The sequence below is a fragment of the Amycolatopsis heterodermiae genome, assembly GCF_034929455.1.
GTDB lineage: Bacteria > Actinomycetota > Actinomycetes > Mycobacteriales > Pseudonocardiaceae > Amycolatopsis > Amycolatopsis heterodermiae.
Genome location: NZ_JAYFSI010000001.1, coordinates 493,305 through 516,890 on the forward strand (window position 1 = coordinate 493,305; position 23,586 = coordinate 516,890).

21 protein-coding genes are annotated in these 23,586 nt (G+C 70.4%); 10 read left to right on the plus strand and 11 right to left on the minus strand.

Annotated features, from left to right (window positions below; all coding sequences use genetic code 11):
* Window positions 1-27 precede the first annotated feature (27 nt).
* The 6 genes from VA596_RS02425 to VA596_RS02450 all read right to left on the minus strand — a co-directional run bounded on the left by VA596_RS02425 (window position 28) and on the right by VA596_RS02450 (window position 8,348).
* The gene (locus tag VA596_RS02425) at window positions 28-1,095 is read right to left on the minus strand and encodes an alpha/beta hydrolase (protein ID WP_323323128.1); all 1,068 of its coding nucleotides are present in this window, start codon (window positions 1,093-1,095) and stop codon (window positions 28-30) included.
* A gap of 240 nt (window positions 1,096-1,335) precedes the next feature.
* Window positions 1,336-1,848: a GNAT family N-acetyltransferase gene (locus VA596_RS02430; protein WP_323323130.1), complete on the minus strand. Its 513-nt coding sequence runs from the start codon at window positions 1,846-1,848 to the stop codon at window positions 1,336-1,338.
* 834 nt (window positions 1,849-2,682) lie between these two features.
* A complete protein-coding gene (locus VA596_RS02435) occupies window positions 2,683-3,837 on the minus strand; it encodes an acyl-CoA dehydrogenase family protein (RefSeq protein WP_323323132.1) in 1,155 nt (384 codons plus the stop codon).
* Window positions 3,834-5,819: an acetyl/propionyl/methylcrotonyl-CoA carboxylase subunit alpha gene (locus tag VA596_RS02440; RefSeq protein WP_323325607.1), complete on the minus strand. Its 1,986-nt coding sequence runs from the start codon at window positions 5,817-5,819 to the stop codon at window positions 3,834-3,836. The genes VA596_RS02435 and VA596_RS02440 overlap by 4 nt, the downstream gene beginning before the upstream one ends.
* Window positions 5,820-5,825: 6 nt before the next feature.
* Window positions 5,826-7,439 carry a carboxyl transferase domain-containing protein gene (locus VA596_RS02445; protein WP_323323134.1) on the minus strand — a complete coding sequence of 538 codons (1,614 nt, stop codon included), beginning with the start codon at window positions 7,437-7,439 and terminating at the stop codon, window positions 5,826-5,828.
* Window positions 7,440-7,577: 138 nt separating this feature from the next.
* Complete coding sequence (locus VA596_RS02450; protein ID WP_323325609.1) at window positions 7,578-8,348, minus strand: SGNH/GDSL hydrolase family protein; 771 nt, start codon at window positions 8,346-8,348, stop codon at window positions 7,578-7,580.
* Window positions 8,349-8,578: 230 nt separating this feature from the next.
* On the opposite strand from VA596_RS02450, the gene VA596_RS02455 reads away from it, so the two are divergent.
* Window positions 8,579-9,169: an SACE_7040 family transcriptional regulator gene (locus VA596_RS02455; protein WP_323323136.1), complete on the plus strand. Its 591-nt coding sequence runs from the start codon at window positions 8,579-8,581 to the stop codon at window positions 9,167-9,169.
* A gap of 46 nt (window positions 9,170-9,215) precedes the next feature.
* Entirely contained in the window at window positions 9,216-9,713 is a 498-nt protein-coding gene (locus VA596_RS02460; RefSeq protein WP_323323138.1) for a hypothetical protein, read from the plus strand.
* Between the two features lie 76 nt (window positions 9,714-9,789).
* On the opposite strand, the gene VA596_RS02465 is transcribed toward VA596_RS02460, so the two are convergent.
* The gene (locus VA596_RS02465) at window positions 9,790-10,422 is read right to left on the minus strand and encodes a TetR/AcrR family transcriptional regulator (protein ID WP_323323140.1); all 633 of its coding nucleotides are present in this window, start codon (window positions 10,420-10,422) and stop codon (window positions 9,790-9,792) included.
* 80 nt (window positions 10,423-10,502) lie between these two features.
* Between VA596_RS02465 and VA596_RS02470 the strand changes: the two genes are divergently transcribed.
* Complete coding sequence (locus VA596_RS02470; RefSeq protein ID WP_323323142.1) at window positions 10,503-11,381, plus strand: AurF N-oxygenase family protein; 879 nt, start codon at window positions 10,503-10,505, stop codon at window positions 11,379-11,381.
* Window positions 11,382-11,395: 14 nt separating this feature from the next.
* Window positions 11,396-11,653: a hypothetical protein gene (locus VA596_RS02475; RefSeq protein ID WP_323323144.1), complete on the plus strand. Its 258-nt coding sequence runs from the start codon at window positions 11,396-11,398 to the stop codon at window positions 11,651-11,653.
* On the opposite strand, the gene metX is transcribed toward VA596_RS02475, so the two are convergent.
* Together metX and VA596_RS02485 are read right to left on the minus strand one after the other, a co-directional pair.
* The gene (gene metX, locus VA596_RS02480) at window positions 11,604-12,719 is read right to left on the minus strand and encodes a homoserine O-acetyltransferase MetX (RefSeq protein WP_323323146.1); all 1,116 of its coding nucleotides are present in this window, start codon (window positions 12,717-12,719) and stop codon (window positions 11,604-11,606) included. The genes VA596_RS02475 and metX overlap by 50 nt on opposite strands.
* Entirely contained in the window at window positions 12,716-14,026 is a 1,311-nt protein-coding gene (locus VA596_RS02485) for a bifunctional o-acetylhomoserine/o-acetylserine sulfhydrylase (protein WP_323323148.1), read from the minus strand. The genes metX and VA596_RS02485 overlap by 4 nt, the downstream gene beginning before the upstream one ends.
* A 191-nt stretch (window positions 14,027-14,217) precedes the next feature.
* Here VA596_RS02485 and rdmE point away from each other — a divergent pair, with 191 nt between their 5' ends.
* Entirely contained in the window at window positions 14,218-15,741 is a 1,524-nt protein-coding gene (gene rdmE, locus VA596_RS02490) for an aklavinone 12-hydroxylase RdmE (protein ID WP_323323150.1), read from the plus strand.
* Between the two features lie 52 nt (window positions 15,742-15,793).
* Here rdmE and VA596_RS02495 read toward each other — a convergent pair whose 3' ends face one another.
* Complete coding sequence (locus VA596_RS02495; RefSeq protein ID WP_323323152.1) at window positions 15,794-16,189, minus strand: class I SAM-dependent methyltransferase; 396 nt, start codon at window positions 16,187-16,189, stop codon at window positions 15,794-15,796.
* A gap of 50 nt (window positions 16,190-16,239) precedes the next feature.
* Here VA596_RS02495 and VA596_RS02500 point away from each other — a divergent pair, with 50 nt between their 5' ends.
* Window positions 16,240-17,790: a PucR family transcriptional regulator gene (locus VA596_RS02500; protein ID WP_323323154.1), complete on the plus strand. Its 1,551-nt coding sequence runs from the start codon at window positions 16,240-16,242 to the stop codon at window positions 17,788-17,790.
* 148 nt (window positions 17,791-17,938) lie between these two features.
* Complete coding sequence (locus VA596_RS02505; protein ID WP_323323156.1) at window positions 17,939-18,838, plus strand: zinc metalloprotease; 900 nt, start codon at window positions 17,939-17,941, stop codon at window positions 18,836-18,838.
* Between the two features lie 66 nt (window positions 18,839-18,904).
* Here VA596_RS02505 and VA596_RS02510 read toward each other — a convergent pair whose 3' ends face one another.
* Window positions 18,905-19,840 carry a zinc-binding dehydrogenase gene (locus tag VA596_RS02510; protein ID WP_323323158.1) on the minus strand — a complete coding sequence of 312 codons (936 nt, stop codon included), beginning with the start codon at window positions 19,838-19,840 and terminating at the stop codon, window positions 18,905-18,907.
* A gap of 172 nt (window positions 19,841-20,012) precedes the next feature.
* On the opposite strand from VA596_RS02510, the gene ald reads away from it, so the two are divergent.
* The 3 genes from ald (at window position 20,013) to VA596_RS02525 (ending at window position 23,506) form a co-directional block, all read left to right on the plus strand.
* Complete coding sequence (gene ald / locus VA596_RS02515) at window positions 20,013-21,128, plus strand: alanine dehydrogenase (RefSeq protein ID WP_323323160.1); 1,116 nt, start codon at window positions 20,013-20,015, stop codon at window positions 21,126-21,128.
* Window positions 21,129-21,527: 399 nt separating this feature from the next.
* Window positions 21,528-22,622, plus strand: coding sequence for an ABC transporter ATP-binding protein (locus VA596_RS02520; RefSeq protein ID WP_323323162.1), 1,095 nt, complete (start codon window positions 21,528-21,530; stop codon window positions 22,620-22,622).
* The gene (locus tag VA596_RS02525) at window positions 22,622-23,506 is read left to right on the plus strand and encodes an ABC transporter permease (RefSeq protein WP_323323164.1); all 885 of its coding nucleotides are present in this window, start codon (window positions 22,622-22,624) and stop codon (window positions 23,504-23,506) included. The genes VA596_RS02520 and VA596_RS02525 overlap by 1 nt, the downstream gene beginning before the upstream one ends.
* Window positions 23,507-23,586 lie beyond the last annotated feature (80 nt).

Genomic DNA, 23,586 nt, shown 5'->3' on the forward strand with positions numbered 1-23,586 from the left:
GGGCCCCTCCGGGCTGTCTCGGTCTGGTCAGGACTCCGACGCGGCGATCTGGTCGTCGAGGAACTCGTCCAGGTAGCGCCACGTCGTCCCGCGCGCCTTGCGGCCGGTCAGGACGCCCAGGTGGCCGCCCGGCGCCGTCTTGAAGCGGACTTCGGGGGCGTTGTCCAGCAGCTCGACCACGCGCTCCACCGAGGCCCGCGGCGCGATGGTGTCATTCTCGCCCGCCACGACCAGCGTCGGGACCTTCACCGTCGACAGCGAGATGACGCGGCCGTTGAGGTCCACCTTGCCCTCCGCCAGGTCGTTCGTGCGGAACAGGCGGTGGTACAGCTGGCCGAACGTGCGCCCGGGGTAGGCGTACATGTTGCTCATGAAGTGGTCCACCGCCTCGATCTGCGCGAGGTAGTCGCGGTCGTCGAGGTGCGACAGGATCGCGATCGGCTTCGTGATCTCCTTGCTGATGCCCGTCGCGCGGAAGACCCGGCTGACCAAATAGGACGGTGCACCGCCGAACGCGCGGTAGATCGGCGTCAGCAGGTGGCCGCCCGTCAGGTCGACCAGCGGGCGGAACGGCGCGACGATCGGGATCGCCGTGAAGTCCACCGGGGAGCCGATCGCCGTGATCGACGCGATCGGGAGGTCCGGCTGGTCGGCGTTCACCAGCAGGGAGAAGATCCCGCCCAGCGACCACGACACCAGGTGCACGGCCTGCCCGCCGTTTTCGGCGCTGACCTTGCGGATCGCGCGCGGCAGCACCTCGTCGATCCAGTGCTCGATGCCCAGGCGCCGGTCGGAGAACGCGACCATGCCGTAGTCGACGAGGTAGGCGTTGCGGCCGCCGTCGACGAGGTGCTCGAGGAGGCTGCAGCCACGCCGCAGGTCGAAGCAGATCGCCGGCGCGGCCAGCGGCGGCACCAGCAGCACCGGCGGCCCGGACACCGCGCCGCCGCTGTGCGTCATGCGGTACAGCGAGCGGTTGGGGCCCTGGTCGACCAGCACCCGCGGCATCGGGCGGAGATCGGCGACACCGCCGTGCAGCACCTTGCCGACCACGTTCGACGCCGCGGCGGCCAGCCGTGCGGGCGGTGAAACCATTTCTGCTGCCTCCTGAAGGTTCCCGGCGAACTCCAGCCAATCTTGCCAGGGCGGGCACGCGCGGCTCAACATCGCCACACTTGCAAGCACTCGGCAAGCACGTCCAATTCGGACAGTCGCTAGGCCGTCCGAGTTACTCCGTGCCCGCCCAGGGAGCGCTCTCCGCGGCTTGCGCAGGGTGCTCACGATGGCGTCGGCGACGTCCTCGGGGCGCACGGACTTGACAGTGTTGCGCTCGCGCTACCCCACGCGTTGCTCGAGGACCTGTCCGACCCAGGTGTCGACGGTGAACCGCACCGTCGGCTTGAAGCCCTGGCTCTCGTAGTAGCGCTGCAGCTCGCCGTCGCCACCGGCCCAGCAGTCGACGCGCACGAGGTCGATACCCCGGCGGCGCGCCTCGTCGAGCGCGTACTCGACGAGCCGCCCGCCGACGCGCTGCCCGGTGAACCGCCGCGACGTGATCAGCAATCGGACATACAGCTCACGCTCGTCGACCGCCGGCACGTGCGGGTCGTGCTCCTCGGAGACGATCAGCGCGCCGGCGGGCTCGCCGCCGACCATCGCGATCCGCAGCCCGGGGTCGGCAACCATGCCCGTGACCCGCTCGACGCGCTTCGGGACGTTGCTCCACGGCTCGGTCCCCCACTGCCCGGAGCTACCGCGGGCGACCAGCCACTCGACGGCTTCGTCGAAGAAGCGCAGCAGGATGTCGGCGTCCCCGGGGTCACCCGATCGGATGACGGTGTTGTCCATGCCCCCTGTTTACCGGACCAGGCGGCGGCGCGGGCGTGCTTTCCCGAGGCCGGCGGCACTCACCTGCAGGTGCCGGGGTACGTGCGACCCTGCCGGTACTGCCGTTCGAACGCTTTGACGGAACTGCAGAAACCGTCGAGAACCTCGGCATCGACAGCGTCTTGGACCTCGGCCCCGTCCTGCAAGGGAGTCCAGCCACCCGGCGCCAGCTGTACGGCCTTCGTGTTCCCGCCCATCTGGTACCAGTTCCGGACTTGACTCGGAAGCGCCCGGACGGTCACCACCTTCGGGAAGCCCGCCGGAAACGCCCCCGCCGGCTCAGTGGACGGCGGGACCGTGGTCGTGCTGGGCGCGCCGGAAGCGGTGGCCAGCAGGGTCGGGCTCGTCGGCGTCGGACTCGACGGCAGCGATGTGACGGCCTCAGCCGCGACCGGCGCCCTCGCCTCTGGCGAGGAGCAGCCGACTACAACGCAGCAAACCACGGTGCAAAGCCCGGCGAAGGATAACTTTCCCATTGCGACCTCCTTACCGCGTCCTTGCGAGACACAGTCGGAGATCGTGAAAGCGGTGTTACGGCAGAAAGGAGGTGCAGGGATACTTCAGCCCAGCCCGGTACTGCGACTCGAACTGCTCGACCGAAGCGCAGTAGCCCGTCAAGGACGGGCGTGGTCACGCTAGCGCGCTCTTGCACCGGTGACCACACGCCAGGGGCGTGCTGGACGGCTTCGGTCGCGCCGCCGGCGTGGGCCGGACGGGGCCAGGATGGCCCTCGCGGTCGGCGACAGGGTGTCGGATTCCGGACCAAGCGGAGGCGCGGGGCGCGCTTCGGGGAAGTCAGCCCACGCCCAGGTGGCGGGAGATCAGCATCTTCTGGACCTCGCTCGTGCCCTCGCCGATCTCCAGGATCTTCGCGTCGCGGTAGAAGCGGCTCACCGGGTACTCGTTCATGAAGCCGTAGCCGCCGAAGATCTGGGTTGCGTCGCGGGCGTTGTCCATCGCCGCGTTCGAGGCCACCAGTTTGGCGATCGAAGCTTCCTTCTTGAACGGCTCGCCGCGCAGCATCTTGGACGCCGCCTGGTAGTAGGCCAGGCGGGCCGTGTGGGTGCGGACCTCCATGTCGGCGATCTTGAACTGGATCGCCTGGTATTCACCGATGCGCTTGCCGAACGCGACGCGGTCCTTGACGTACTGCAGGCATTCGTCGACGCAGCCCTGGGCCAGGCCCACCGACAGCGCGGCGATGGCGATGCGGCCCTCGTCCAAAATGGACAGGAACTGGGCGTAACCGCGGCCGCGCACGCCGACCAGGTTCTCGACCGGGACGCGGACGTCCGAAAAGGACAGTTCGTGCGTGTCCGAGCAGTTCCAGCCGACCTTCGAGTACTTCGGCGCGACCTCGAAACCCGGCGTGCCCGACGGGATGAGGATCGCCGAGATCTCCTTGCGGCCGTTCTCCATCACGTCCGTGACGGCGGTGACCGTGACCAGGCGCGTGATGTCCGTGCCCGAGTTCGTGATGAACGCCTTGCTGCCGTTGACGACCCACTCGTCGCCGTCCAGCGCGGCGCGCGTGCGGGTCGCGCCCGCGTCCGAACCGCCGCCCGGCTCGGTCAGGCCGAAGCCGCCCAGCGCCGTCCCCTCGCACAGTGACGGGAGCCAGTGCTCCTTCTGCTCCTGCGTGCCGAAACGGTAGATCGGCATCGCACCCAGGGAAACGCCGGCTTCGAGGGTGATCGCGACCGACGAGTCGACGCGCGCGAGTTCTTCCAGTGCCAGGCACAGGGCGAAGTAGTCGCCGCCCATGCCGCCGAACTCCTCGGGGAACGGCAGGCCGAACAGGCCCATCTCGCCCATCTTCGCGACGATGGCGTACGGGAATTCTTCCTTCTCGTAGAGGTCGCCAATCACCGGCGCCACCTCGGCGTGCGCGAAGTCCTCGACGGTCTTGCGGAGGGCCTCGTACTCCTCGTCCAGACGGAAGTCGATCACTGCTGCTCCTCTTGGGGCGAGACGACGGCAAGGGTTTCGTCGAGCGCGACCTGCTGGCCGGCCCGGACGGGAAGTTCGCTGACCACACCGTCGATCGGCGCGGTGACCGTGTGCTCCATCTTCATCGCTTCGACCACCAGCAACGGCGTCCCGGCCCGGACGACGTCACCCGCGGCGACCTTCACCACGAGCACCGTGCCCGGCATCGGGCTGGTGACCGGCCCGGCTCCGGCCGCCTCGCCACGCGCGGACAACACGAACTCCTGCTCCCCGAAGGGAAAGCTCAGTCCGTCGCGAGCCAGCCAGACCGTCCGATCAGGACCGGACGCGTGCCGGTAGCGGTCGAACCGGCCGGCGTGCCGGACTTCCAGCATGAAACCGTCACGCCGAGCCGAGACGCGCACGGGTTCCGCGTCGTCGACGAAAACGTTCGCGGCAGAAGGCGTTCCTTCCACCCGGACCACGGCCGACGTCTGTCCCGACTTCAGCCGGAACACCACACCGCGGGACGCGCCCATCCGCCAGCCGTCCGGGATGTCCCAGGGGTCCACAATGGACCCCGAGGGCTGCAGCTCCAGCAGACGGTCCAGCGCGGCCGCGGCGAAGAACTCCGCGGGCACGTCCGAGGAAACCAGTTCGGACAGCCGGCGGTCGACCAGTTCGGTGTCGAGACGACCGGCGCGCACGTCGTTGTCGGCCAGCAACCCGCGCAGGAACGCGGTGTTCGTGCCGACGCCCAGCAGCGCCGTGTCGGCCAGCGCCCGGTCGAGCCGGTGCAGCGCGGCCGCCCGGTCCGGGCCCCAGGCGATGACCTTGGCCAGCATCGGGTCGTAGTTCGAGCCGATCACCGCGCCGGGCGTCATCCACGAGTCGACGCGCACGCCGTCGCCGGACGGCTCGTGCACCGCCAGCACCGTGCCACCGGTCGGGATGAAGCCGCGCGCCGGGTCCTCCGCGTACACGCGCGCTTCGATGGCGTGGCCGTTGATCACGACGTCCGACTGCTGGACGGAAAGGTGCTCTCCCGCCGCGACGCGGACCTGCCACTCGACGAGGTCGAGGCCGGTGACCAGCTCGGTGACCGGGTGCTCGACCTGCAGCCGGGTGTTCATCTCCATGAAGAAGAACTCGTCCGGGTTGTGCGCCGACATGATGAACTCGACGGTGCCCGCGCCGACGTACCCGACCGAGCGCGCCGCCTCGGCGGCCGCCGTGCCCATCTTGTCGCGAGTGGCCTCGTCGAGCAGCACCGAAGGCGCTTCCTCGATGATCTTCTGGTGCCGCCGCTGCAGGCTGCACTCGCGCTCGCCGAGGTGGATCACGTGGCCGTGCTTGTCGGCCATGACCTGGATCTCGATGTGCCGCGGGGTCGTGACGAACCGCTCGATCAGCAGGGTGTCGTCGCCGAAGGAACTCTTGGCCTCGCGCCGCGCCGACTCGATGGCGTCGTCCAGCTCATCGGGAGCGTGCACCAGTCGCATGCCCTTGCCACCACCACCGGCGGACGGCTTGATCAGCAACGGATAGCCGACGTCCGCCGCGGCGGCGGCGAACCCGCCGGACGGAATGTCCACATCGGACGCACCGGGCACGACGGGGACGCCGGCCTTCGACACCGTCGCCTTGGCGCGGATCTTGTCTCCCATGGCGTCGATCGCGTCGACCGGCGGCCCGATGAACACGAGCCCGGCGGCCTCGCAGGCCCGCGCGAACTCGGCGTTCTCGGCCAGGAAGCCGTACCCCGGGTGCACGGCCTGCGCGCCCGACGACACGGCGGCGTCCACGATGGCCGGAATGGACAGGTAACTCTTCGAGGCTTCGGCGGGCCCGATCCGGACGGCGGTATCCGCCTCGTGGACGTGCCGGGCCTCGGCGTCGGCGTCGCTGTAGACGGCGACGGCGCGGATGCCGAGGTCACGCAGCGTGCGGATGACCCGCACCGCGATCTCGCCGCGGTTCGCGACCAGTACTGAGTCGAACATCATCCCTCACATCCGGAAGACGCCGTAGTTAACGGCAGCCAGGGGCGCGTTCGCCGCGGTCGAGAGCGCGAGGCCGAGCACCGTGCGGGTGTCGGCCGGGTCGATGACGCCGTCGTCCCACAGTCGCGCGGTGGAGTAGTACGGGCTGCCCTGGGCCTCGTACTGCTCGCGGATCGGGTCCTTGAACGTCTCTTCGTCCTCCGTGGACCATTCGCCGCCGCGTGCCTCGATCGAGTCGCGGCGGACAGTCGAGAGCACCGATGCCGCCTGCTCGCCGCCCATCACCGAGATCCGCGCGTTCGGCCACATCCACAGGAACCGCGGCGAGTACGCCCGGCCGCACATCGAGTAGTTCCCCGCGCCGAACGAGCCGCCGATAACGACCGTTAACTTCGGCACCCGCGCGCACGCGACCGCGGTGACCATCTTCGCGCCGTGCTTGGCGATGCCGCCGGCTTCGTACGCCTTGCCGACCATGAAGCCGGTGATGTTCTGCAGGAACAGCAGCGGGATCGAGCGCTTGTCGCACAGCTCGATGAAGTGCGCGCCCTTCATCGCGGACTCGGCGAAGAGCACGCCGTTGTTCGCGACGATGCCGACCGGGTGGCCGTGGATCCGGGCGAACCCGGTGACCAGCGTCGAGCCGTACTCCTTCTTGAACTCCCCGAAGCGGCTGCCGTCGACGATCCGCGCGATCACCTCGCGCACGTCGTACGGCGTGCGCGGGTCGGTCGGCACGACGCCGTACAGCTCGGCCGGGTCGACGGCCGGCGCCTCGGTCGGGAGGACGTCCCACGGGCGCGGGGTGCGCGGCCCGAGCGTCGAGACGATCGAGCGGACGATCCGCAGCGCGTGGGCGTCGTCGTCGGCCAGGTGGTCGGTGACGCCGGACTGCCGCGAGTGCACGTCGCCGCCGCCCAGCTCCTCCGCCGTGACGACCTCGCCGGTCGCGGCCTTCACCAGCGGCGGGCCGCCGAGGAAGATCGTGCCCTGGTTCCGGACGATCACGGCCTCGTCGCTCATCGCCGGGACGTACGCACCGCCGGCGGTGCAGGAGCCGAGCACCGCGGCGATCTGCGGGATGCCGCGCGCGGACATCGTGGCCTGGTTGTAGAAGATCCGGCCGAAGTGCTCACGATCCGGGAAGACCTCGTCCTGCCTGGGCAGGAACGCGCCACCGGAGTCCACCAGGTAGACGCACGGCAGGTTGTTGTGCAGCGCGACCTCCTGGGCGCGCAGGTGCTTCTTCACCGTCATCGGGTAGTACGTGCCGCCCTTGACGGTGGCGTCGTTGGCGACGACCACGCACTCGCGCCCGGAGACGCGCCCGATCCCGGTGATGATGCCCGCGGCCGGGGCTTCGTCGTCGTAGAGTCCGGTCGCGGCCAGCGGCGACAGCTCCAGGAACGGCGAGCCCGGGTCCAGCAGGGTGTCGACGCGGTCGCGCGGGAGCAGCTTGCCGCGCTCGACGTGCCGGACCCGCGACTTCTCCGGCCCGCCGAGCCGGGTGCTCGCCAAACGTTTGCGGAGGTCCTCGACCAGCTCCGCGTGCGACGTCGCGTTGCGGGCGTAGGCCTCGCTGTCCGGGGCTGCAGACGTCCCCAGTGCCGGCGTGTCCATGGGCTCCCTCGAAGTTAGCGGTCGTTAACCTCCGGTCCGATGTTAGCGACCGCTAACCTGGCTGTCCAGTCGCCGGAATGCCGTGAAGGCCACCCCGGACGCACCGGGATGGCCTTCACGGACCGGAGGGGACCGGGTTCAGCCGATGGCCGCCCGCAGCGGGGCGTAGTAGCCGCCGGACTGGCCGGCCACGGTCGGGTGGTAGGACTCGATGACCGGCCACGTGAGGCTGTGCAGGTAGTCGTCGGACGAGGAACAGATGTTGTGCCCGACGAACGCCGACCGGACGTCGACGAACGTCGCGCCGACCGACGCCGCGCGGGACTGGATGACCGACGCCAGGGTGTCGGCCCCGGAGTTGATCGCCGTGCGCTTGGTGTCGCTCAGCCCGACCCAGCAGGAGCCGGGCACGGTGTAGAAGCGCGGGTAGGACAGGACGACGAGCTGCGCGCCCGGCGCCTTGGCCTTGATCGCGTTGTAGGTGTTCGTCAGCAACGCCGGGAGCGTGTTGTTGACGTAGGTCTTCGCGGTGTTGACGCGGTTGACGCAGTCCGAATCGCTGCCGAGGGTGCAGGTCTGGATCACGTCGCTGAAGCCGGCGTCGTTGCCGCCCACGGTGACCGTGACCAGGGTCGCGTTGGAGGGGATGGAGTTGGCCTGGTTGATGACGTCACCCGTCCGGGCACCGGAACAGGCCAGGAAGGTCAGCGACGTGCCGCTGTGCGCGTTGGCCCACAGCTGCGGGTAGGCCTTGGAGCTGCGGTAACAGCTCCCGGAGCTGCCGTAGCTGCCGGCGCCGACTCCCGATGAGTAGGAATCACCGACCGCTGCGTAGACGGTCCCGGCAGCGTGGGCGAGGCCCGTGACACCGAGAGTGGACAGGACGACGGCCCCGAGAGCCGTACTCAATCGCAGGAAGAATCGCCGGGACAGGCGGATTGAAACCCCCATGGGCCACTCCTTTGTGACAGAACCGACCTGAAAAGCACACCAGGTGAAGGCCTCACAAGGAAGAGCGACTACCAGCAAGTAACTCTCTTGGCTCAGTACTTAAGACGGGCGAGTGGTTAACGTTCACTAACCGTTACCCCGGACCTGCTTGTTAGCGCTCGCTAACCTGTCGCCCCTAATATGACCGGATGGCCGCGAACCCGACGCCACTCGTGAACGGCGAGAAGGCGAACAGACGCGAACAGATCCTGGCCGCGGCCGCCGAGCTGTTCGCCCACCACGGCTTCCACGGCGTCGGCATCGACGACATCGGCGCCGCGGTCGGCATCTCCGGCCCGGCGCTCTACCGCCACTTCCGGAGCAAGGACGCGATCCTCGGCGAGATGCTGAACTCGATCAGCCGGTACCTGCTCGACGGCGGCACGACGTGGGCGGGCCGGCCCGGCACGCCGGACGACACGCTGGCCGGGCTCGTCGCGTTCCACGTCGGCTTCGCGCTCAACCACCCGGCGCTGATCACCGTCCAGGAGCGCAACCTCGCGAACCTCACCGACGCCGACCGCAAGCAGGTGCGCGCGCTGCAGCGCCAGTACGTCGAGGTGTGGGTGCGAGCGATCTGCGAAGCCATGCCGGAGCTGGGCGAACGGCAGGCGCGTTCGGCGGCACACGCCGTGTTCGGCCTGATCAACTCGACGCCGTACAACCGCCATCTCGGTGACGGAGAACTCGCCGAACTGCTCTCCCGGCTCGCGTTGGGTGCTCTGCGCGCGGCCGGATGACCGACCCGGATCAAGGTATCCCCACGATTGCCGTCGCTGGTGTTTGATGGGGCACGTGGACCCGGACTGGAACGAGCTGCTCGTCGAGAAGGCCCAGCGCGCGTTGACCGCGCTGAGCGTCGGCGACGACGCCGAGGCCCTCGTCGAGGTCGCTCCGACGGCCGCCGAACCGGAGGCCCGTGCGGACGAGACCAAGGCGCTGATGCTGCTGCTGTTCGGCGAATGCAGCGCGATGGTCTCCACGCTCGGGGACGGCGGCAGCGCGCCGGTCAAGGTCCAGGTCTTCGACGAGGACGGCGAAGAGGTGTCGATCGACCAGGCCGACCCGCCGGTGCGCACCGCGGTGCGCACGCTGCTCGCCGAGGTGCACGGCAACACGGCGGCGGCGCAGGAGCAGGTCGAGATCGCGCTCGCCAACGCGGCGCCGGACGAGGTCGACAGCCTGGTCCTGCAGGCCCTGCGCTGGACGATCCGGCTGTCAGTGGAGTGCCTGGACCGCGACCTGCCGGTGGCGCCCTGGATCTCCGAGGCCGTCTCGGACTGACCCGGCCCTCAAACGCCCCAATGTGGCGTTCGGTGCGCTGGATGCAACCAACGCCACATTGGGGCGCTGGGGACTGTCAGGGAGCCGGCCGCAGGGAGCGCACGATCGGGGTCAGGTACAGCTCCGCGACGCGACGGCGTTCGACGTCGTCGTCGACCGGGAGCACCGTCTCCGGCGTGAGCACCAGCGACACCACGATCCGGATCAGCAGCTCGGCCATGCCGTCGATGTCGCCGTCCGGCAAGCTCAGGCGCCCCGCGGCGATCTCCGCGCGGAAGTGCGCCGCGATCCGCGCCCGCGCGGCTGCGAAGAGGCCGCCGGCCTGGACGGTCAGGTGCGGCAGGATCAGCTCGGGTTCCGTGCGCAGCAGGCGGGTGAGCAGCCGGTGGCCGCGCAGGTACCCCAGGGAGAAGCTCAACCCCTCGATGAGCTTCTCCTCCGGGGAGTCCTGGGCCTCGACGACGGCGTCGACCTTCGTCAGGAACCGCTTCATCTCCCGCAGGATCAGCGCGTTGAGCAGCTGGTCCTTCTTCGGGAAGTACCGGTAGATCGTCACCCGCGACAGCCCGACGCGGCGCGCGACGTCGTCCACGGTGAACCGGCGCAGCCCGAAGTCCTCGGCCTGGGTCAGCGCCGCGCCCATGATCCGCTCGGACGTCTCGTCACCGGGAAGCTCGGCTTCGAGCGCGTGCTGCAGGAGGTTGCGCATGGGTTGACCCTAGATGCCTTTACAACTTGACGGAAAATGTTTCATGCGTTCTAGTGTTGCACAGCACAGGGAGGTGTGGAATGGCCGATCGTGAAGCCACGGCGGAACGGCTGCTCAAGTCGAGCGCCCGGCTCTCCTACGACCCGGACGTCGACGTCCACTGGGCCGCGCCGCTCAACGAAGACCAGTTCTTCATCCCCGAACGGCTGGTTTCGCTGTACGGCACGCCGTTGTGGGACACGCTGACGCGCGCGCAGCGGATCGAGCTGTCGAAGCAGGAGCTGGTCAACACCGTCAGCGTCGGCATCTGGTTCGAGATCATCCTGATGCAGATGCTGCTGCGCGCGTCCTACCGGCAGGACCCGACGACCCGCCACGTGCACTACGCGCTGACCGAGGTCGCCGACGAATGCCGGCACTCCACGATGTTCGCGACGCTGATCGAGCGCGTCGGCGGCCGGCCGTACCGCAACAACCGCTGGCTGCAGCTCTCGGCGCGGGCGCTGCCGTCGATCCTGCACGGGCCCGCGATGTGGGTGGCGACGCTGATCGGCGAGGAGATCTTCGACGCGCTGCAGCGCGAGCACCTCGACGACGAGTCGGTGCAGCCGGTCGTGCGCGCGGTGATGCGGATCCACGTCACCGAAGAGGCCCGGCACGTCCGGTACGCGCGGGACGACCTGGTCCGCGAACTGGCGCACGCGCCGTGGTGGCGCAAGGAGTTCACGCGCATCGTCGTCGCGGTGGGCGCGCTGCTGATGTCGCGGCTGCTCTCCCGGCCGCGGCAGTACCAGCGCGCCGGGATCGACCCGGCGGCGGCGGTCGCGGCCGCGCGCTCGAGCGCGCACCGGCGGGAGACGCTCTCCTTCGGCGCCCGCAAGCTCGTGCGGTTCCTGCGGGAGAACGACCTGATCGGCGGGCCGAGCGTGACGCTCTGGCGCCGCGCCGGAATGCTCTGAAACGAGGGGAAGTCATGGCCATCAGGGACCTGCTCGCGCACGGCACCGGCCGGCTGGCCGACCGGATCAGCACCGTCGGCGACGAGGCCGGTGAGCGCGCCGACGACGTCGCCTGGCGAGTGGCGAAGCTGTCCGACAGGGCTGCGGAACGCCTCGGCGACGTCGCGGCGGGCGCGTCCCGCCGGGTGGCGGAACGCCTGGTACGGCTGGGAGAACGGGTCGCTAGCCCAGCAGCGCCTTCACGAGGGCCGCGATCTGGCCGGTCTCGATGAGGAACGAGTCGTGGCCGTACGGCGACGACACCACCGCGGGCTCCGGACCCCCGGAGATCCCGGCGGCGATCTCCGCCGACTGGTACAGCGGGTAGAGCCGGTCGCTGTCGACGCCGCCGATCACCGCGCGGGCCGTCACCCGGCCCAGTGCCGCCGCGACACCGCCGCGGTCGCGGCCGACGTCGTGGGTGTTCATCGACTCCGTCAGCACCAGGTAGCTGTTCGCGTCGAACCGGCCGGCCAGCTTCTCGGCGTGGTGGTCCAAATAGGACTCGACGGCGAACCGCCCGCCCCGCAACGGATCCTCGTCGACCTGGTACGACCGGCCGAACCGCTCGGCCAGCTCCGGCTCGCTGCGGTAGGTCACGTGGGCGATCCGCCGCGCGACGCCGAGGCCTCGATACGGCCCGGACGACGCCGAGTAGTAGTCCCCGCCGTGGAAGTCCGGATCGCTGCGGATCGCGTGCAGCTGCGGGGAAGCCCAGGCGATCTGCTCGGCCGACGCGCGTGCCGTCGACGCCAGCACCAGCACCGACGCCACGCGTGAAGGCAGCGAAACCGCCCACTCCAGCGCGCGCATCCCGCCCATCGACCCGCCGACGACGGCCGCCCAGCGCGAGATCCCGAGCGCGTCCGCCAGCACGGCCTCGGTCGTGACCTGGTCCCGGACGGTCACGACCGGGAAGCGGCTGCCCCACGGCGTCCCGTCCGGATCGGGCGACGACGGGCCGGTCGAGCCCTGACAGCCGCCGAGCACGTTCGGCACCACCACGAAGAACTCCGTGGTGTCCAAGGCTTTCCCGGGCCCGATCAGCCCGTCCCACCAGCCCGCGCTGGGGTGTCCCGGCTCGGCCGGGCCGGCGGCGTGGCTGTCGCCGGTCAGCGCGTGCTCGACGAGGACCGCGTTGGACGCGTCGGAGTTCAGCGTCCCCCACGTCTCGTACGCGAGGGTGTAGCCGGGCAGCACACCACCGGCCTCGAGCGTGAGCCCGGGGCCGGTGACGAACCGACGGCGGCCTGGCGGATCACCGATCCGCCAGGCCCCGGTGACGGGCTCAGCCGTCACAGATCCGCCTTGGCCGCCCGGAATCCGGCCTCCAGGTCGGCCTTGAGGTCCTCGATGCCCTCCAACCCGACGGCGAGCCGGACCAGGCCCGGCGTCACGCCGCTGGCGAGCTGCTCCTCCGGCGAAAGCTGGCTGTGCGTGGTCGACGCCGGGTGCACGATCAGGCTGCGGACGTCGCCGATGTTCACCAGCTGGCTGTGCAGCTCCGTGCCGTCGACGAACTTGCGGCCCGCCTCGACCCCGCCGCGCAGGTCGAACGACAGCACCGCGCCCGCGCCGCGCGGCAGGTACTTCTGCGCCGCGGAGTAGAACGGGCTGGACGGCAGGCCGGCGTAGTAGACCTTTTCGACCTCGTCGCGCTGCTCGAGCCATTCGGCGAGCGCCTGCGCGTTCGACACGTGCCGCTCGAGGCGCAGCGACAGCGTCTCGATGCCCTGCAGGATCAGGAAACTGTTCAGCGGCGAGATCGCCGCGCCGGTGTCGCGCAGGATCTGGACGCGCGCTTTGGCCGCGTACGCGCCCGGGCCGAGCGCCTCCCAGTACTTGAGGCCGTGGTAGCTCGGGTCCGGCTCGTTGAAGCCCGGGAACTTCGCGGGGTCCTTGCCGAAGTCGAACGTGCCCGCGTCGACGAGCACGCCGGCCACCGTGGTGCCGTGGCCGCCGAGGTACTTCGTCGCCGAGTGGACGACGACGTCGGCGCCGTGCTCGATCGGGCGCAGCAGGAACGGCGTCGGCACGGTGTTGTCGACGACCAGCGGGACGCCGGCCTCGTGCGCGACGTCGGCGACGCCCCGGATGTCGAGGACGTTGCTGCCCGGGTTGGCCAGCGTCTCGCCGAAGAACAGCTTGGTGTTCGGGCGGACGGCCGCGCGCCACTGCTCGAGGTCGTCCTGGTCCTCGACGAACGAGACCTCGATCCCCAGCTTCGGCAGCGTGTAGTGGAAGAGGTTGTACGTGCCGCCGTAGAGCGACGGGCTGGAGACGAAGTGGTCGCCCGCGTTGGCCAGGTTGAGGATCGCCGCCGTGGTGGCGGCCGAGCCGGAGGCGAACGCCAGCGCCGCGACACCGCCTTCGAGCGACGCGAGCCGCTGCTCCAGGACGTCCTGGGTCGGGTTCATGATCCGCGTGTAGATGTTGCCCGGCTCGGCGAGGCTGAACAGGTCGGCGCCGTGCTGGCTGTCGCGGAAGACGTACGACGTCGTCTGGTAGATCGGCGTCGCCCGGGCGCCCGTCGCCGGATCCGGCGCGGCGCCCGCGTGGATCTGCCTGGTCTCGAAGGACCACGCCGAGGTGTCGTCCGCGCTCATCGGTTCTCCTTGCGGCTCAAGGTGTTCTGGAGGGCTGCTCGTCCGAAGCTACTTGGGCCGAACGGAGTACCCAACCGTTCCCACGTCCTGGGAGACACGGTACCCGGGGTCGCCGTCAAGAATTGTCTTGCAAACTTAATCTCTCAGTAGCTAAGATACTTTCCACAGGGGTACTTCGAACCGAGGGAGTCATGGTGGAACGGACACAGGTGCTGGTCGTGGGGGCCGGGCTGAGCGGGTTGTCGGCGTCGATGTTCCTGGCGCGGGACGGAGTGGACGTGCTGACCGTCGAGCGGCACGCGGGAACGTCGGTCCACTCGCGGGCCTCCGGGCAGAACTGGCGGACGATGGAGCTGTTCCACTGGGCGGGCATCGACGACGACGTGCTGACCGCCAGCCCGAGAGCGTCGCAGGGCCTGCGGATCACGGTGGCGACCAGCCTGGCCGGGCAGGTCTTCCACCGGCTGATGGAGGACGGCAGCGAGTTCGACGTCTCGGCCACGACCACCCTGCCGCACGGCATGGCCGGCCAGGAGGTCGTCGAGCCGATCATGCTGGCCGCCGCGGAGAAGGCGGGTGCGCGCGTCCGGTTCCGGACCGAGCTGACCGAACTGGTGCAGGACAACGACGGCGTCACCGCGACGCTGCGGCACCGCGACTCCGGCGAGGAGACGGTGGTGCGCGCGGACTACGTCGTCGCGGCCGACGGCGGGCGCAGCGGGATCCGGCAGCTGCTGGGCATCCCGACCGAGGGCCTGGACGGGCTCAGCCACTGCCTCGGCGTGGTGTTCGACGCCGACCTCGGCGACCGCGTCAAGGCGGGCGTCACCGATCTCTTCTACCTGCAGAACCCGGAGTTCACGGCCGGGCTGTCGAACACCGACGTCGCCGGCCGGTACGTCTTCGCCCCGGACTACCGCCCGGAACGCGGCGAGAGCCCGGACGACTTCGGCCACGACCGGCTGGTCGCGATGATCCGCACCGCCACCGACCTGCCCGAGCTGGACCCGAAGATCGTCTGGACCGGCTCGTGGGAGATCGCCGCGCGGATCGCGGAGCGGTTCCGGTCCGGGCGCGTCTTCCTGGCCGGCGACGCGGCGAAGGTGACACCGCCGTCGGGCGGGCAGGGCGGCAACACGGCGGTCGGCGACGGCGCGGACATCGCGTGGAAGCTCGCCGCGGTCCTTCGCGGCGACGCGGGCGAAGCGCTGCTGGACACCTACGAGGCCGAGCGCAAGCCGATCGCGCGAATGATTGTCGACATGTCGCTGCACAACCTCAAGCAGCGCATGCACCCCGACCTGGACGTCTCCGGGCTGACCAAGGCCGAGGACCCGCTCTCCGCCGTCCTCGGCTTCCGCTACCGCTCGACGGCGGTGCTCACCGAGGAGCCGGACGACGGTTCGCGGGTCGAGGACGTCCACATGCCGACCGGCCGTCCTGGGTTCCGCGCGCCCGGCATGGCGTCCACAGTGGACCTGCTGGGTCACTCGTGGGTGCTGCTGTGCGCCGGGGACGCCTCGCGCTGGTCGTCCGCCGCGGACGTCGACTGCCACGTCATCGAAGGCGAGGAGTTCGCGGCGAAGTACGGCTTGTCGGCCGGGGGCGCGTCCCTGGTGCGACCGGACGGCATCGTCGCGTGGCGTGCGAAGGAACCGGTCGAGGACCCGGCGGCCGAAGTGAAGCGGGTGCTGGACGCGGTCCTGTCGCGTTAGCGCTGTCCGAGCACCCAGTGGAAGGTCGCCGGGCCTTCCGGCTCGTGCATTGTCACCGACTCGTCCACAACCAGCGTGAGACCGGCGGTTTCGAGGAGCCGCCGGTTCTTCGCCGGGGCGTGACGGCGTCGAAACTCTCGTCCGGGAACGACACCTCCGTCATGTCACCCTTGAGGAACCGCGCGCCCGGGACGTTCCGCCGCGCGAGATCGAGCTGAGCCGCGGACAGGTCGATGCCGAGGACGTCGTGGCGTTCGGCGAGCATCGCCGTGCACGGCACGCCCGCGCCGCAGCCGAGGTCGAGCACCGCGGCGCCGTCGTCGAGCCGGTCGGTCAGCTCCCCCAGCAGCCGCAACCGCGGGTCGTCGGCGATCCGGGCGCTCCACTCGAGGTAGCGCTCCGCCGAGCTGTCGTAGCCGGATTCGACGATCCGCCGGGGTTCGCTCACCCCGCCGACCCTAGCGAGCCGGGCGATCCGTTTTCGGCGAGAATGAGCCCGTGGTGTCGGTGCGCAGCGTGGTCGACCGGGTGGGGCCGACGCTGCTCCACGCGCTCCAGGTGCCCGACGACTCGCCCGCCGTCGCCGACGTCGTCATCGCCGAGCCCGGCGGGGCCGTCACCCTCTCCGCCGGGGACCTCGTGCTCGGCGTCGCCACGACCGGGCCCGAAGACGCCGCCGAGCTGGTGAAACAGAGCGCCGGGCAGGGCGCCGCCGCGGTGCTGCTCAAGCCGCCCGTCGCGGCGAGAACACAGGTGAAACGGGCCGCGAAGGCCGCCGGGATCGCGCTGATCCAGGTGCACGCCGCGACGTCGTGGGCGCAGCTCGTGTGGCTGCTGCGGACCGTGCTCGACGCGCTCGCCGACGAGTCCGAGAACCTGGACAACGACACCGGCTCCGGCGATCTCTTCCGGCTGGCCGACGCCGTCGCGTCCGTTGTGGACGCTCCGGTGACGATCGAGGACACGAACTCGCGCGTGCTCGCCTACTCCGCCCGCCAGGACCTCACCGACCCCGCGCGCGTCGCCACGATCATGGGCCGGCGCATCCCGGACGACGTCCTCGCGCGGTTCCGCTCGCGCGGCGTCTTCCGCGAGCTGTCGCGCGGGCGGCAGACGATCTTCGTGCCCGCCCAGCGCGACGGCACGCTGCCGCGGCTGATCGTGCCGATCCGGATGGGCGGCGAGCTGCTCGGCTCGATGTGGGCGGTGGTCGCCGGGCCGGTATCCGACGAGCGCGCGGCCGCCTTCGCCGACGCCGCCCCGGTCGTCGCGCTGCACCTGCTGCGGCGCCGGGCGTACACGGACGCGCAGCGCCGCGCGTCCGCCGAACTGCTGCGCGGCGTCCTCGAAGGCCGGGCGAACCCGCGCAAGGCGATGGCCGAGCTGGACCTGTCCGACGAGCCGCACCGCGTGGTCGTCATCGAGGTCACCGGCGGCGACGGCCGGGACGCCGAGGGCCTGCGGCTCGCGTTGCTGGAACGGCTCTCCCAGGGCATCGGCCGCCGTCCGGTGGCGACCGAGCTGGGCGGGCTGCTGTACGCCGTCGTCCCGGATCGCGGCTGGGCCGAACTGCGCGAGGCCCTGGTGACGCAGCCGGCGTCCAAGCGCGGTGGCGCCCTGCGGGCCGCCGCGGGCGCCCCCGGCGAGATCGGCGACCTCTCGCTGTCGCGCGGGCAGGCCGACGAAGCCCTCGGCCTGCTGCGCGCGGAGATCCTCGACGAGCGCGTGATCACCTTCGACGCGGCCTGGACGTCGCTGGCCCTGCACCGCGGGGCGACGGCGGCGGCCGCGGCGAAGGTCGCGGAGCTCGGCCCGCTCGGCGCGTTGCGCGCCCACGACGAGACGAGCAAGGCCGACTACGCCGACACGCTGTACGAGTGGCTGCGGCACCCCGGCGACCCGCGGGCGGCGGCGCGGGAGCTGCGGATCCACCCCAACACCCTGCGCTACCGGATGCGGAAGCTGCTGGAACTCGTCCCGCTGGACCTCGACGACCCCGACGTCCGGCTCGCGCTGATCACCCAGCTCGTGGCGCTGCGCTGGAGCTGAGCCGTTCTGGCTTATGCACTGGTCCGCATGGATCGCGCCGAAGGTACGGATTGTCCTTTCCCGCCGAAAGAAGGTGGATTCCGGCGGTTTCGCGGCGCATTTTCGCTGCACCACCCGGGGTGGCCGGGTCGTCGCAGAGGAGTCGTCCATGAGTTTTCGCAGGGCCCTGAAGCTGGGCGCGGTGTCCGCGCTCTCGCTGGTTTCCCTGGCCGTCCCGGGCGCCACCGCGGGCAGTGCCGTCGCGGCGCCGAGCGGCGACTGCTTCACGCCGACGCAGTCCGCGGACCGCAGCAAGGACGGCCACGCCGACAGCCTGTCGCCGGCCGAAGCCGCCCGCGTCGAGGCCGACATGCAGAGCAAGCTGGCCGGCAAACGCGCCGCGCTCGCGCCCGCGGCGGTGTCGATCCCGGTGTACTTCCACGTGATCACGAGCGGCTCGACCGGCAACCTGCCGGCCGCCACGATCACCAAGCAGATCTCGGTGCTCAACGGCGCGTACTCGAGCAAGGGCTTCACGTTCAGCCTGGTGAGCACGGACTACACGAACAACTCCACCTGGTACAACGGCATCACCGACGGCACGTCCGCCGAGCGCAACATGAAGAACGCGCTGCGCAAGGGCGGCAAGAACGCGCTGAACATCTACACCGCCAACCTCGGTGACGACCTGCTCGGCTGGGCGACGTTCCCGTGGAACTACACGTCGTCGCCGAAGCTGGACGGCGTCGTCATCCTCGACGAGTCCCTCCCCGGCCGCTCGGCGACCAACTACAACGAGGGCGACACGGCGACCCACGAGGTCGGCCACTGGATGGGGCTGTACCACACGTTCCAGGGCGGCTGCTCCGGTTCGGGCGACTACGTCTCGGACACCCCGGCCGAGGCGACGGCGACGTCCGGCTGCCCGGCGAGCAAGAACACCTGCTCGGCCGCGGGCAACGACCCCATCCACAACTTCATGGACTACAGCTACGACGGCTGCATGTACGAGTTCACCGCGGGCCAGGGCACCCGGATGACCAGCTCCTGGTCGGCCTACCGCGCCTGACGCTCCAGATGTCCGTGAAGGCCACCTTGAGGGACATAGAGTCCCTCAAGGTGGCCTTCACGGCTTTCACGGGACCAGCAGCGTCTTTCCCACCGTGGTGCGGGATTCCATCGCCGCGTGGGCGTCCGATGCCTTCTCCAGCGGGAAGCGCTGGCCGATCACCGGGACCAGACGGCCTTCCGCCGCCTCCGCCAGTGCCGACTTCGTGAACGTGCGCAGGTCTTCGGCGCCGCCGAGCGAGCGGACCAGCGTGACGCCTCGCGCGGAAGCGTCCACTTCGGACACTTCCGACCACGAACCGCCCGCCAGGCCGTAGCTCGCCATCCGGCCACCACGGCGCAGCAGGCCGAACGCCGCCGTGCCGATTTCGCCGCCCACGCCATCGAAGACCACGTCGACTTCGCCTGCCGAAGACGTCCAGTCCGGCGCCAGGTAGTCCACGACGACGTCGGCGCCCAGCACCTGGGCCACCTTCGCCGGGCCGCCCGCGGCGCCCACCACCACCGCGCCCGCCGCCTTCGCCAGCTGGACCAGCAGACCGCCGACCCCGCCCGCCGCCGCTTCGACCAGTACTCGATCGCCCGGCCGGACACTGGTCGCATGGACCAGCGCGGTCGCGGTGCGGCCGTCGGCGAGCAGCGCCACCGCCGCGTCGAGCGCCAGCCCGTCCGGCACCGGGAACACCGCCGACGCGGCCACCGCGACGCGCTCGGCGTACCCGCCGGAGCCCCCGGTCGAGGTCACCACCCGCTGCCCGGAGAGGTCCGGGTCCACCCCCGCGCCGACCGTGCTGATCACGCCGCCGACGCCGTTGCCGGGCACGACCGGCAGCTCGGGACGGAACGGGCCCGGGCCGCCCGCCCGCAGCTGCGTCTCGACGAACGTGGTGTTCACGAACGCCACCTCGACCACGACCTGGCCGTCCCCCGCAACCGGGTCCGGGGCCTCCCCGGGGACGAGCACTTCCGGGCCGCCGAACTCCTTCATCCACACCACGCGCATGCGGCACAGGCTGCAACTTCGAGTCCGGTCGAGGTCAATGCCCTGTCGTATCAGCACCATGAAAGCGTCGAAGAACTGTCCGCTCAGCACGATGACACCGCCGTCCGGGTGGTTCACCGTGAGGGGAACCACCGCACCGAATTCGGACGCAGACCGACCCAGGAGGCCGACCGTGCGTATCGCCGTTCCCCGTGAGATCAAGAAGCACGAGTACCGGGTCGCGCTGACCCCGGCGGGCGTGCACGAGCTGGTCGGCCGCGGGCACGACGTGTTCGTCGAGACCGGTGCCGGTGTCGGTTCCTCGATCACCGACGAGGAGTACGTCGCCGCCGGCGCGAAGATCCTCGCCACCGCGGACGAGACCTGGGCCCAGGGCGAGCTCGTGCTCAAGGTCAAGGAGCCGATCGCCGAGGAGTACCCGCGCCTGCGCGCCGACCAGGTGCTGTTCACCTACCTGCACATCGCCGCCGACCGGCCGCTGACCGACGCGCTGCTCGCCGCCGGCACCACCGCGATCGCCTACGAGACCGTCCAGACCGCCAACGGCGCGCTGCCGCTGCTCGCCCCGATGTCCGAGGTCGCGGGCCGGCTGGCCCCGCAGGTCGGCGCGTTCTCCCTGATGAAGCCGAGCGGCGGCCGCGGCGTGCTGCCCGGCGGCATCCCCGGCGTGCACCCGGCGCGCGTCGTCGTCATCGGCGGCGGGGTCGCCGGCCTGAACGCCGCCCGCGTCGCGCTCGGCCTGGGCTCGGACGTCGAGATCCTGGACACCAACGTCGACCGCCTCCGCCAGATCGACAACGACTTCGGCGGCCGCATCCGCACGGTGACGTCGAACCGCCTGTCGGTCGAGGAGTCCGTGCTGCAGGCCGACATGGTCGTCGGCGCGGTGCTGGTGCCGGGCGCGAAGGCGCCGAAGCTGGTCTCGAACGAACTCGTCTCGCGGATGAAGGCGGGCAGCGTGCTCGTCGACATCGCGATCGACCAGGGCGGCTGCTTCGCCGACTCCCGGCCGACCACGCACGACGACCCGACCTACACCGTGCACGAGTCGGTCTTCTACTGCGTCGCGAACATGCCGGGCGCGGTGCCCCGCACGTCGACCTACGGCCTCACGAACGTCACGCTGCCCTACGCGGTCCAGCTGGCCGAGCACGGCTGGAAGACGGCGCTGCAGGCGGACGCGGCACTGGCGAAGGGCCTCAACACCCACGCCGGCGCCCTGACGAACGCCCCGGTCGCGCTGGCCCACGACCTGCCGCACACCCCGCTGGCCACCGTCCTCGCCTGACCATCACCCCACCCGAGCGGGCTCCTGTCGTTCTACGGCAGGGGCCCGCTCTCTTTTTTGCCGTCTGCCGGCACAAGGAACCACGCTGGAAGCGGAGACATAGCGACGGCCCGCTCAACCAACCTGGGGGTCATTGGGAGCGGGCCGCCGATACCTAGCTTAGAGGGCTTGGGAAGACTTTGCTGCACCGGGTCGGCAAGTCTGGCAAATTCTTTATCAACTCGCCCCGAGCCCCCGTGCAAACCCTCTGGTCAGAGACTTGTCCTGACTACCACCCGTGCCCGGAACCGGTTGCGGAACGTGACGAAGGTCGCTCTTGGCCGGTTCACCCGTTCCGTGCGCGCGGGGCGTCCGTTTAGGGCAGGATGCGCCCCATCAGCGGGAACGTAAGGGGACGGTATGCACGACGGCAGTGGCCGGATTGTGGTGCAGAACCTGAGCAAGCAGTTCGGCACGGTGAACGCCGTGCAGAACCTGAGTTTCACGGTCGAAGCCGGTTCCGTGACGGGCTTCCTCGGCCCGAACGGCGCCGGGAAGACGACGACGCTCCGCATGCTGCTCGGGCTGGTGACGCCGACCGCGGGGTCGGCGACGATCAACGGGAGGCCGCACTCGCAGCTGGGCAACCCGGCGCGCGTGGTGGGCTCGGTGCTCGAGAACGAGGGCTTCCACCCGGGCCGTACGGCGCGTAACCACCTGCGCGTCTACGCGGCGGCGATCGGGGTGCCCGACGCGCGCGCGGACGAGGTGCTGGGCCTGGTCGGGCTGGGCAGTGCCGCCGACCGGAAGGCGGGCGGGTTCTCCCTCGGCATGCGGCAGCGGCTGGCGCTGGCGACGGCGCTGCTGGGCGACCCGCAGGTGCTGGTGCTCGACGAGCCGACGAACGGCCTGGACCCGGAGGGCATCCTCTGGCTGCGCAACTTCCTGCGGGCCTACGCCCGCGAGCAGCACCGCACGGTGCTGGTGTCGAGCCACCTGCTCAACGAGGTCGAGCAGCTGATCGACCAGGTGGTCATCATCAGCCAGGGCGTCACGCGCTACAACGGGTCGCTCGACCAGCTGCGCAAGGGCCAGCAGTCCCGGGTGCTCGTGCAGCCCGCGGACTCCGCGGCGCTGGTGAAGGCGTTGCAGGAGAACGGCATCCAGCAGGTGTCGCCGACGCCGGACGGCCGGGTCGCCGTCGCGGGCTCGTCGGTGCAGCAGATCGGTGACCTGGCCGCGAAGGCCGGGATCGCGGTGTACGGGATGCAGGAGGAGCACGCCGACCTGGAGCGGATGTTCTTCCAGCTGACGCAGGGGCAGTTCGCCGGTGCGCCGGGCATGCCGCCGCAGGGCCCGCCGCCGGGGTATCCCCCGCAACCGCCGTACCCGCAGGGCCCGCCGCCGCCCGGGTACCCGCCGCAGCAGCAGTACCCGCAGGGCCCGCCGTCCGGGCCGCAACAGCAGCAGTACCAACAAGGTCCGCCGCAGGGCTGGGGAGGTCCGCAGCAGTGATGGGGAACCTGGTCAAAGCGGAGTTCCGCAAGACGCTCTCGCTGAACACGTGGTGGGTGCTGATCATCCCGCTGGTGCTCGTGGCGTTCTGGCTGACGTTCGCGTGGGGCAAGATCACCAACGACTTCGCGGACTTCCTGAGCTCGGACAGTGACGCCAGGCAGGTCACCCGGCTGATCGGCCTGGACCCGAACCAGGTGCCGGTGGGGCTGCTCGCGCTGGCGCACGGCGTCAACATCGCGCAGCTCGTCCCCGGCCTGTTCGGCATCTTCGCGCTGGCCGGCGAGTATCGCAGCAAGACGATCACGACGACGTTCCTGACCGCACCGAACCGGATCTCGGCGCTGACCGCGAAGATGCTCACCTACGTCGGGTGGGGCGCGATCTACGGCCTGATCAGCTTCGGCGTCTCGGCGGTCGCCGTCATGTCGTCGGTGGACTCGGGCCGCTGGCCGTCGGCGGGCCAGTGGCTGGCCGCGCTCGGCGGGACGGTGCTGGCCTCGGTGCTGGTGACGCTGTTCGGCATCGGGTTCGGCGCGGTGCTGCGCAACGTGCCGCTCGCGGTGGTGCTGTTCCTGGTGTGGTTCCTGATCGTGGAGAACGTCCTGGTGATCCTGCTCTGGGGCCAGACGACCCTCCTCGGCGGGATCCTGCCGAACGGCACCGCGAACGGCATCGTCGGCGGCATCGCCGCGGACGCGTTCGGGTTCAACTCGCTCAACTTGCCCGCCGACGTCACCGCGGGCGCGCAGCTGCTGCTGCAGTACGCCGCGGCGGCGCCCGGTGTGCTCTCGTGGTGGGCGTCGGCGCTGATCTTCTTCGCCTGGACGATGCTGTTCTTCGGCCTCGGCTGGGCGGGCAACCAGAGGCGCGATATCACCTGATCGAGCGATCCCGAGAGGGCCTCTTCCCGACGTCGGGAAGGGGCCCTCTCGTCGTCGGGGAAATATTCTGTCGGTGGCGG

Excerpts from the sequence above, each read along its gene's own strand:
- VA596_RS02520 (WP_323323162.1), top strand. The coding sequence starts at position 21,528 with ATGCACGACGGCAGTGGCCGGATTGTGGTGCAGAACCTGAGCAAGCAG.
- VA596_RS02460 (WP_323323138.1), top strand. The coding sequence starts at position 9,216 with ATGGGGCACGTGGACCCGGACTGGAACGAGCTGCTCGTCGAGAAGGCC.
- VA596_RS02425 (WP_323323128.1), bottom strand. The coding sequence starts at position 1,095 with ATGGTTTCACCGCCCGCACGGCTGGCCGCCGCGGCGTCGAACGTGGTC.
- VA596_RS02505 (WP_323323156.1), top strand. The coding sequence starts at position 17,939 with ATGAGTTTTCGCAGGGCCCTGAAGCTGGGCGCGGTGTCCGCGCTCTCG.
- rdmE (WP_323323150.1), top strand. The coding sequence starts at position 14,218 with ATGGTGGAACGGACACAGGTGCTGGTCGTGGGGGCCGGGCTGAGCGGG.
- VA596_RS02470 (WP_323323142.1), top strand. The coding sequence starts at position 10,503 with ATGGCCGATCGTGAAGCCACGGCGGAACGGCTGCTCAAGTCGAGCGCC.
- VA596_RS02475 (WP_323323144.1), top strand. The coding sequence starts at position 11,396 with ATGGCCATCAGGGACCTGCTCGCGCACGGCACCGGCCGGCTGGCCGAC.
- VA596_RS02430 (WP_323323130.1), bottom strand. The coding sequence starts at position 1,848 with ATGGACAACACCGTCATCCGATCGGGTGACCCCGGGGACGCCGACATC.
- VA596_RS02465 (WP_323323140.1), bottom strand. The coding sequence starts at position 10,422 with ATGCGCAACCTCCTGCAGCACGCGCTCGAAGCCGAGCTTCCCGGTGAC.
- VA596_RS02455 (WP_323323136.1), top strand. The coding sequence starts at position 8,579 with ATGGCCGCGAACCCGACGCCACTCGTGAACGGCGAGAAGGCGAACAGA.
- VA596_RS02525 (WP_323323164.1), top strand. The coding sequence starts at position 22,622 with ATGGGGAACCTGGTCAAAGCGGAGTTCCGCAAGACGCTCTCGCTGAAC.
- VA596_RS02485 (WP_323323148.1), bottom strand. The coding sequence starts at position 14,026 with ATGAGCGCGGACGACACCTCGGCGTGGTCCTTCGAGACCAGGCAGATC.
- VA596_RS02445 (WP_323323134.1), bottom strand. The coding sequence starts at position 7,439 with ATGGACACGCCGGCACTGGGGACGTCTGCAGCCCCGGACAGCGAGGCC.
- VA596_RS02440 (WP_323325607.1), bottom strand. The coding sequence starts at position 5,819 with ATGTTCGACTCAGTACTGGTCGCGAACCGCGGCGAGATCGCGGTGCGG.
- VA596_RS02510 (WP_323323158.1), bottom strand. The coding sequence starts at position 19,840 with ATGCGCGTGGTGTGGATGAAGGAGTTCGGCGGCCCGGAAGTGCTCGTC.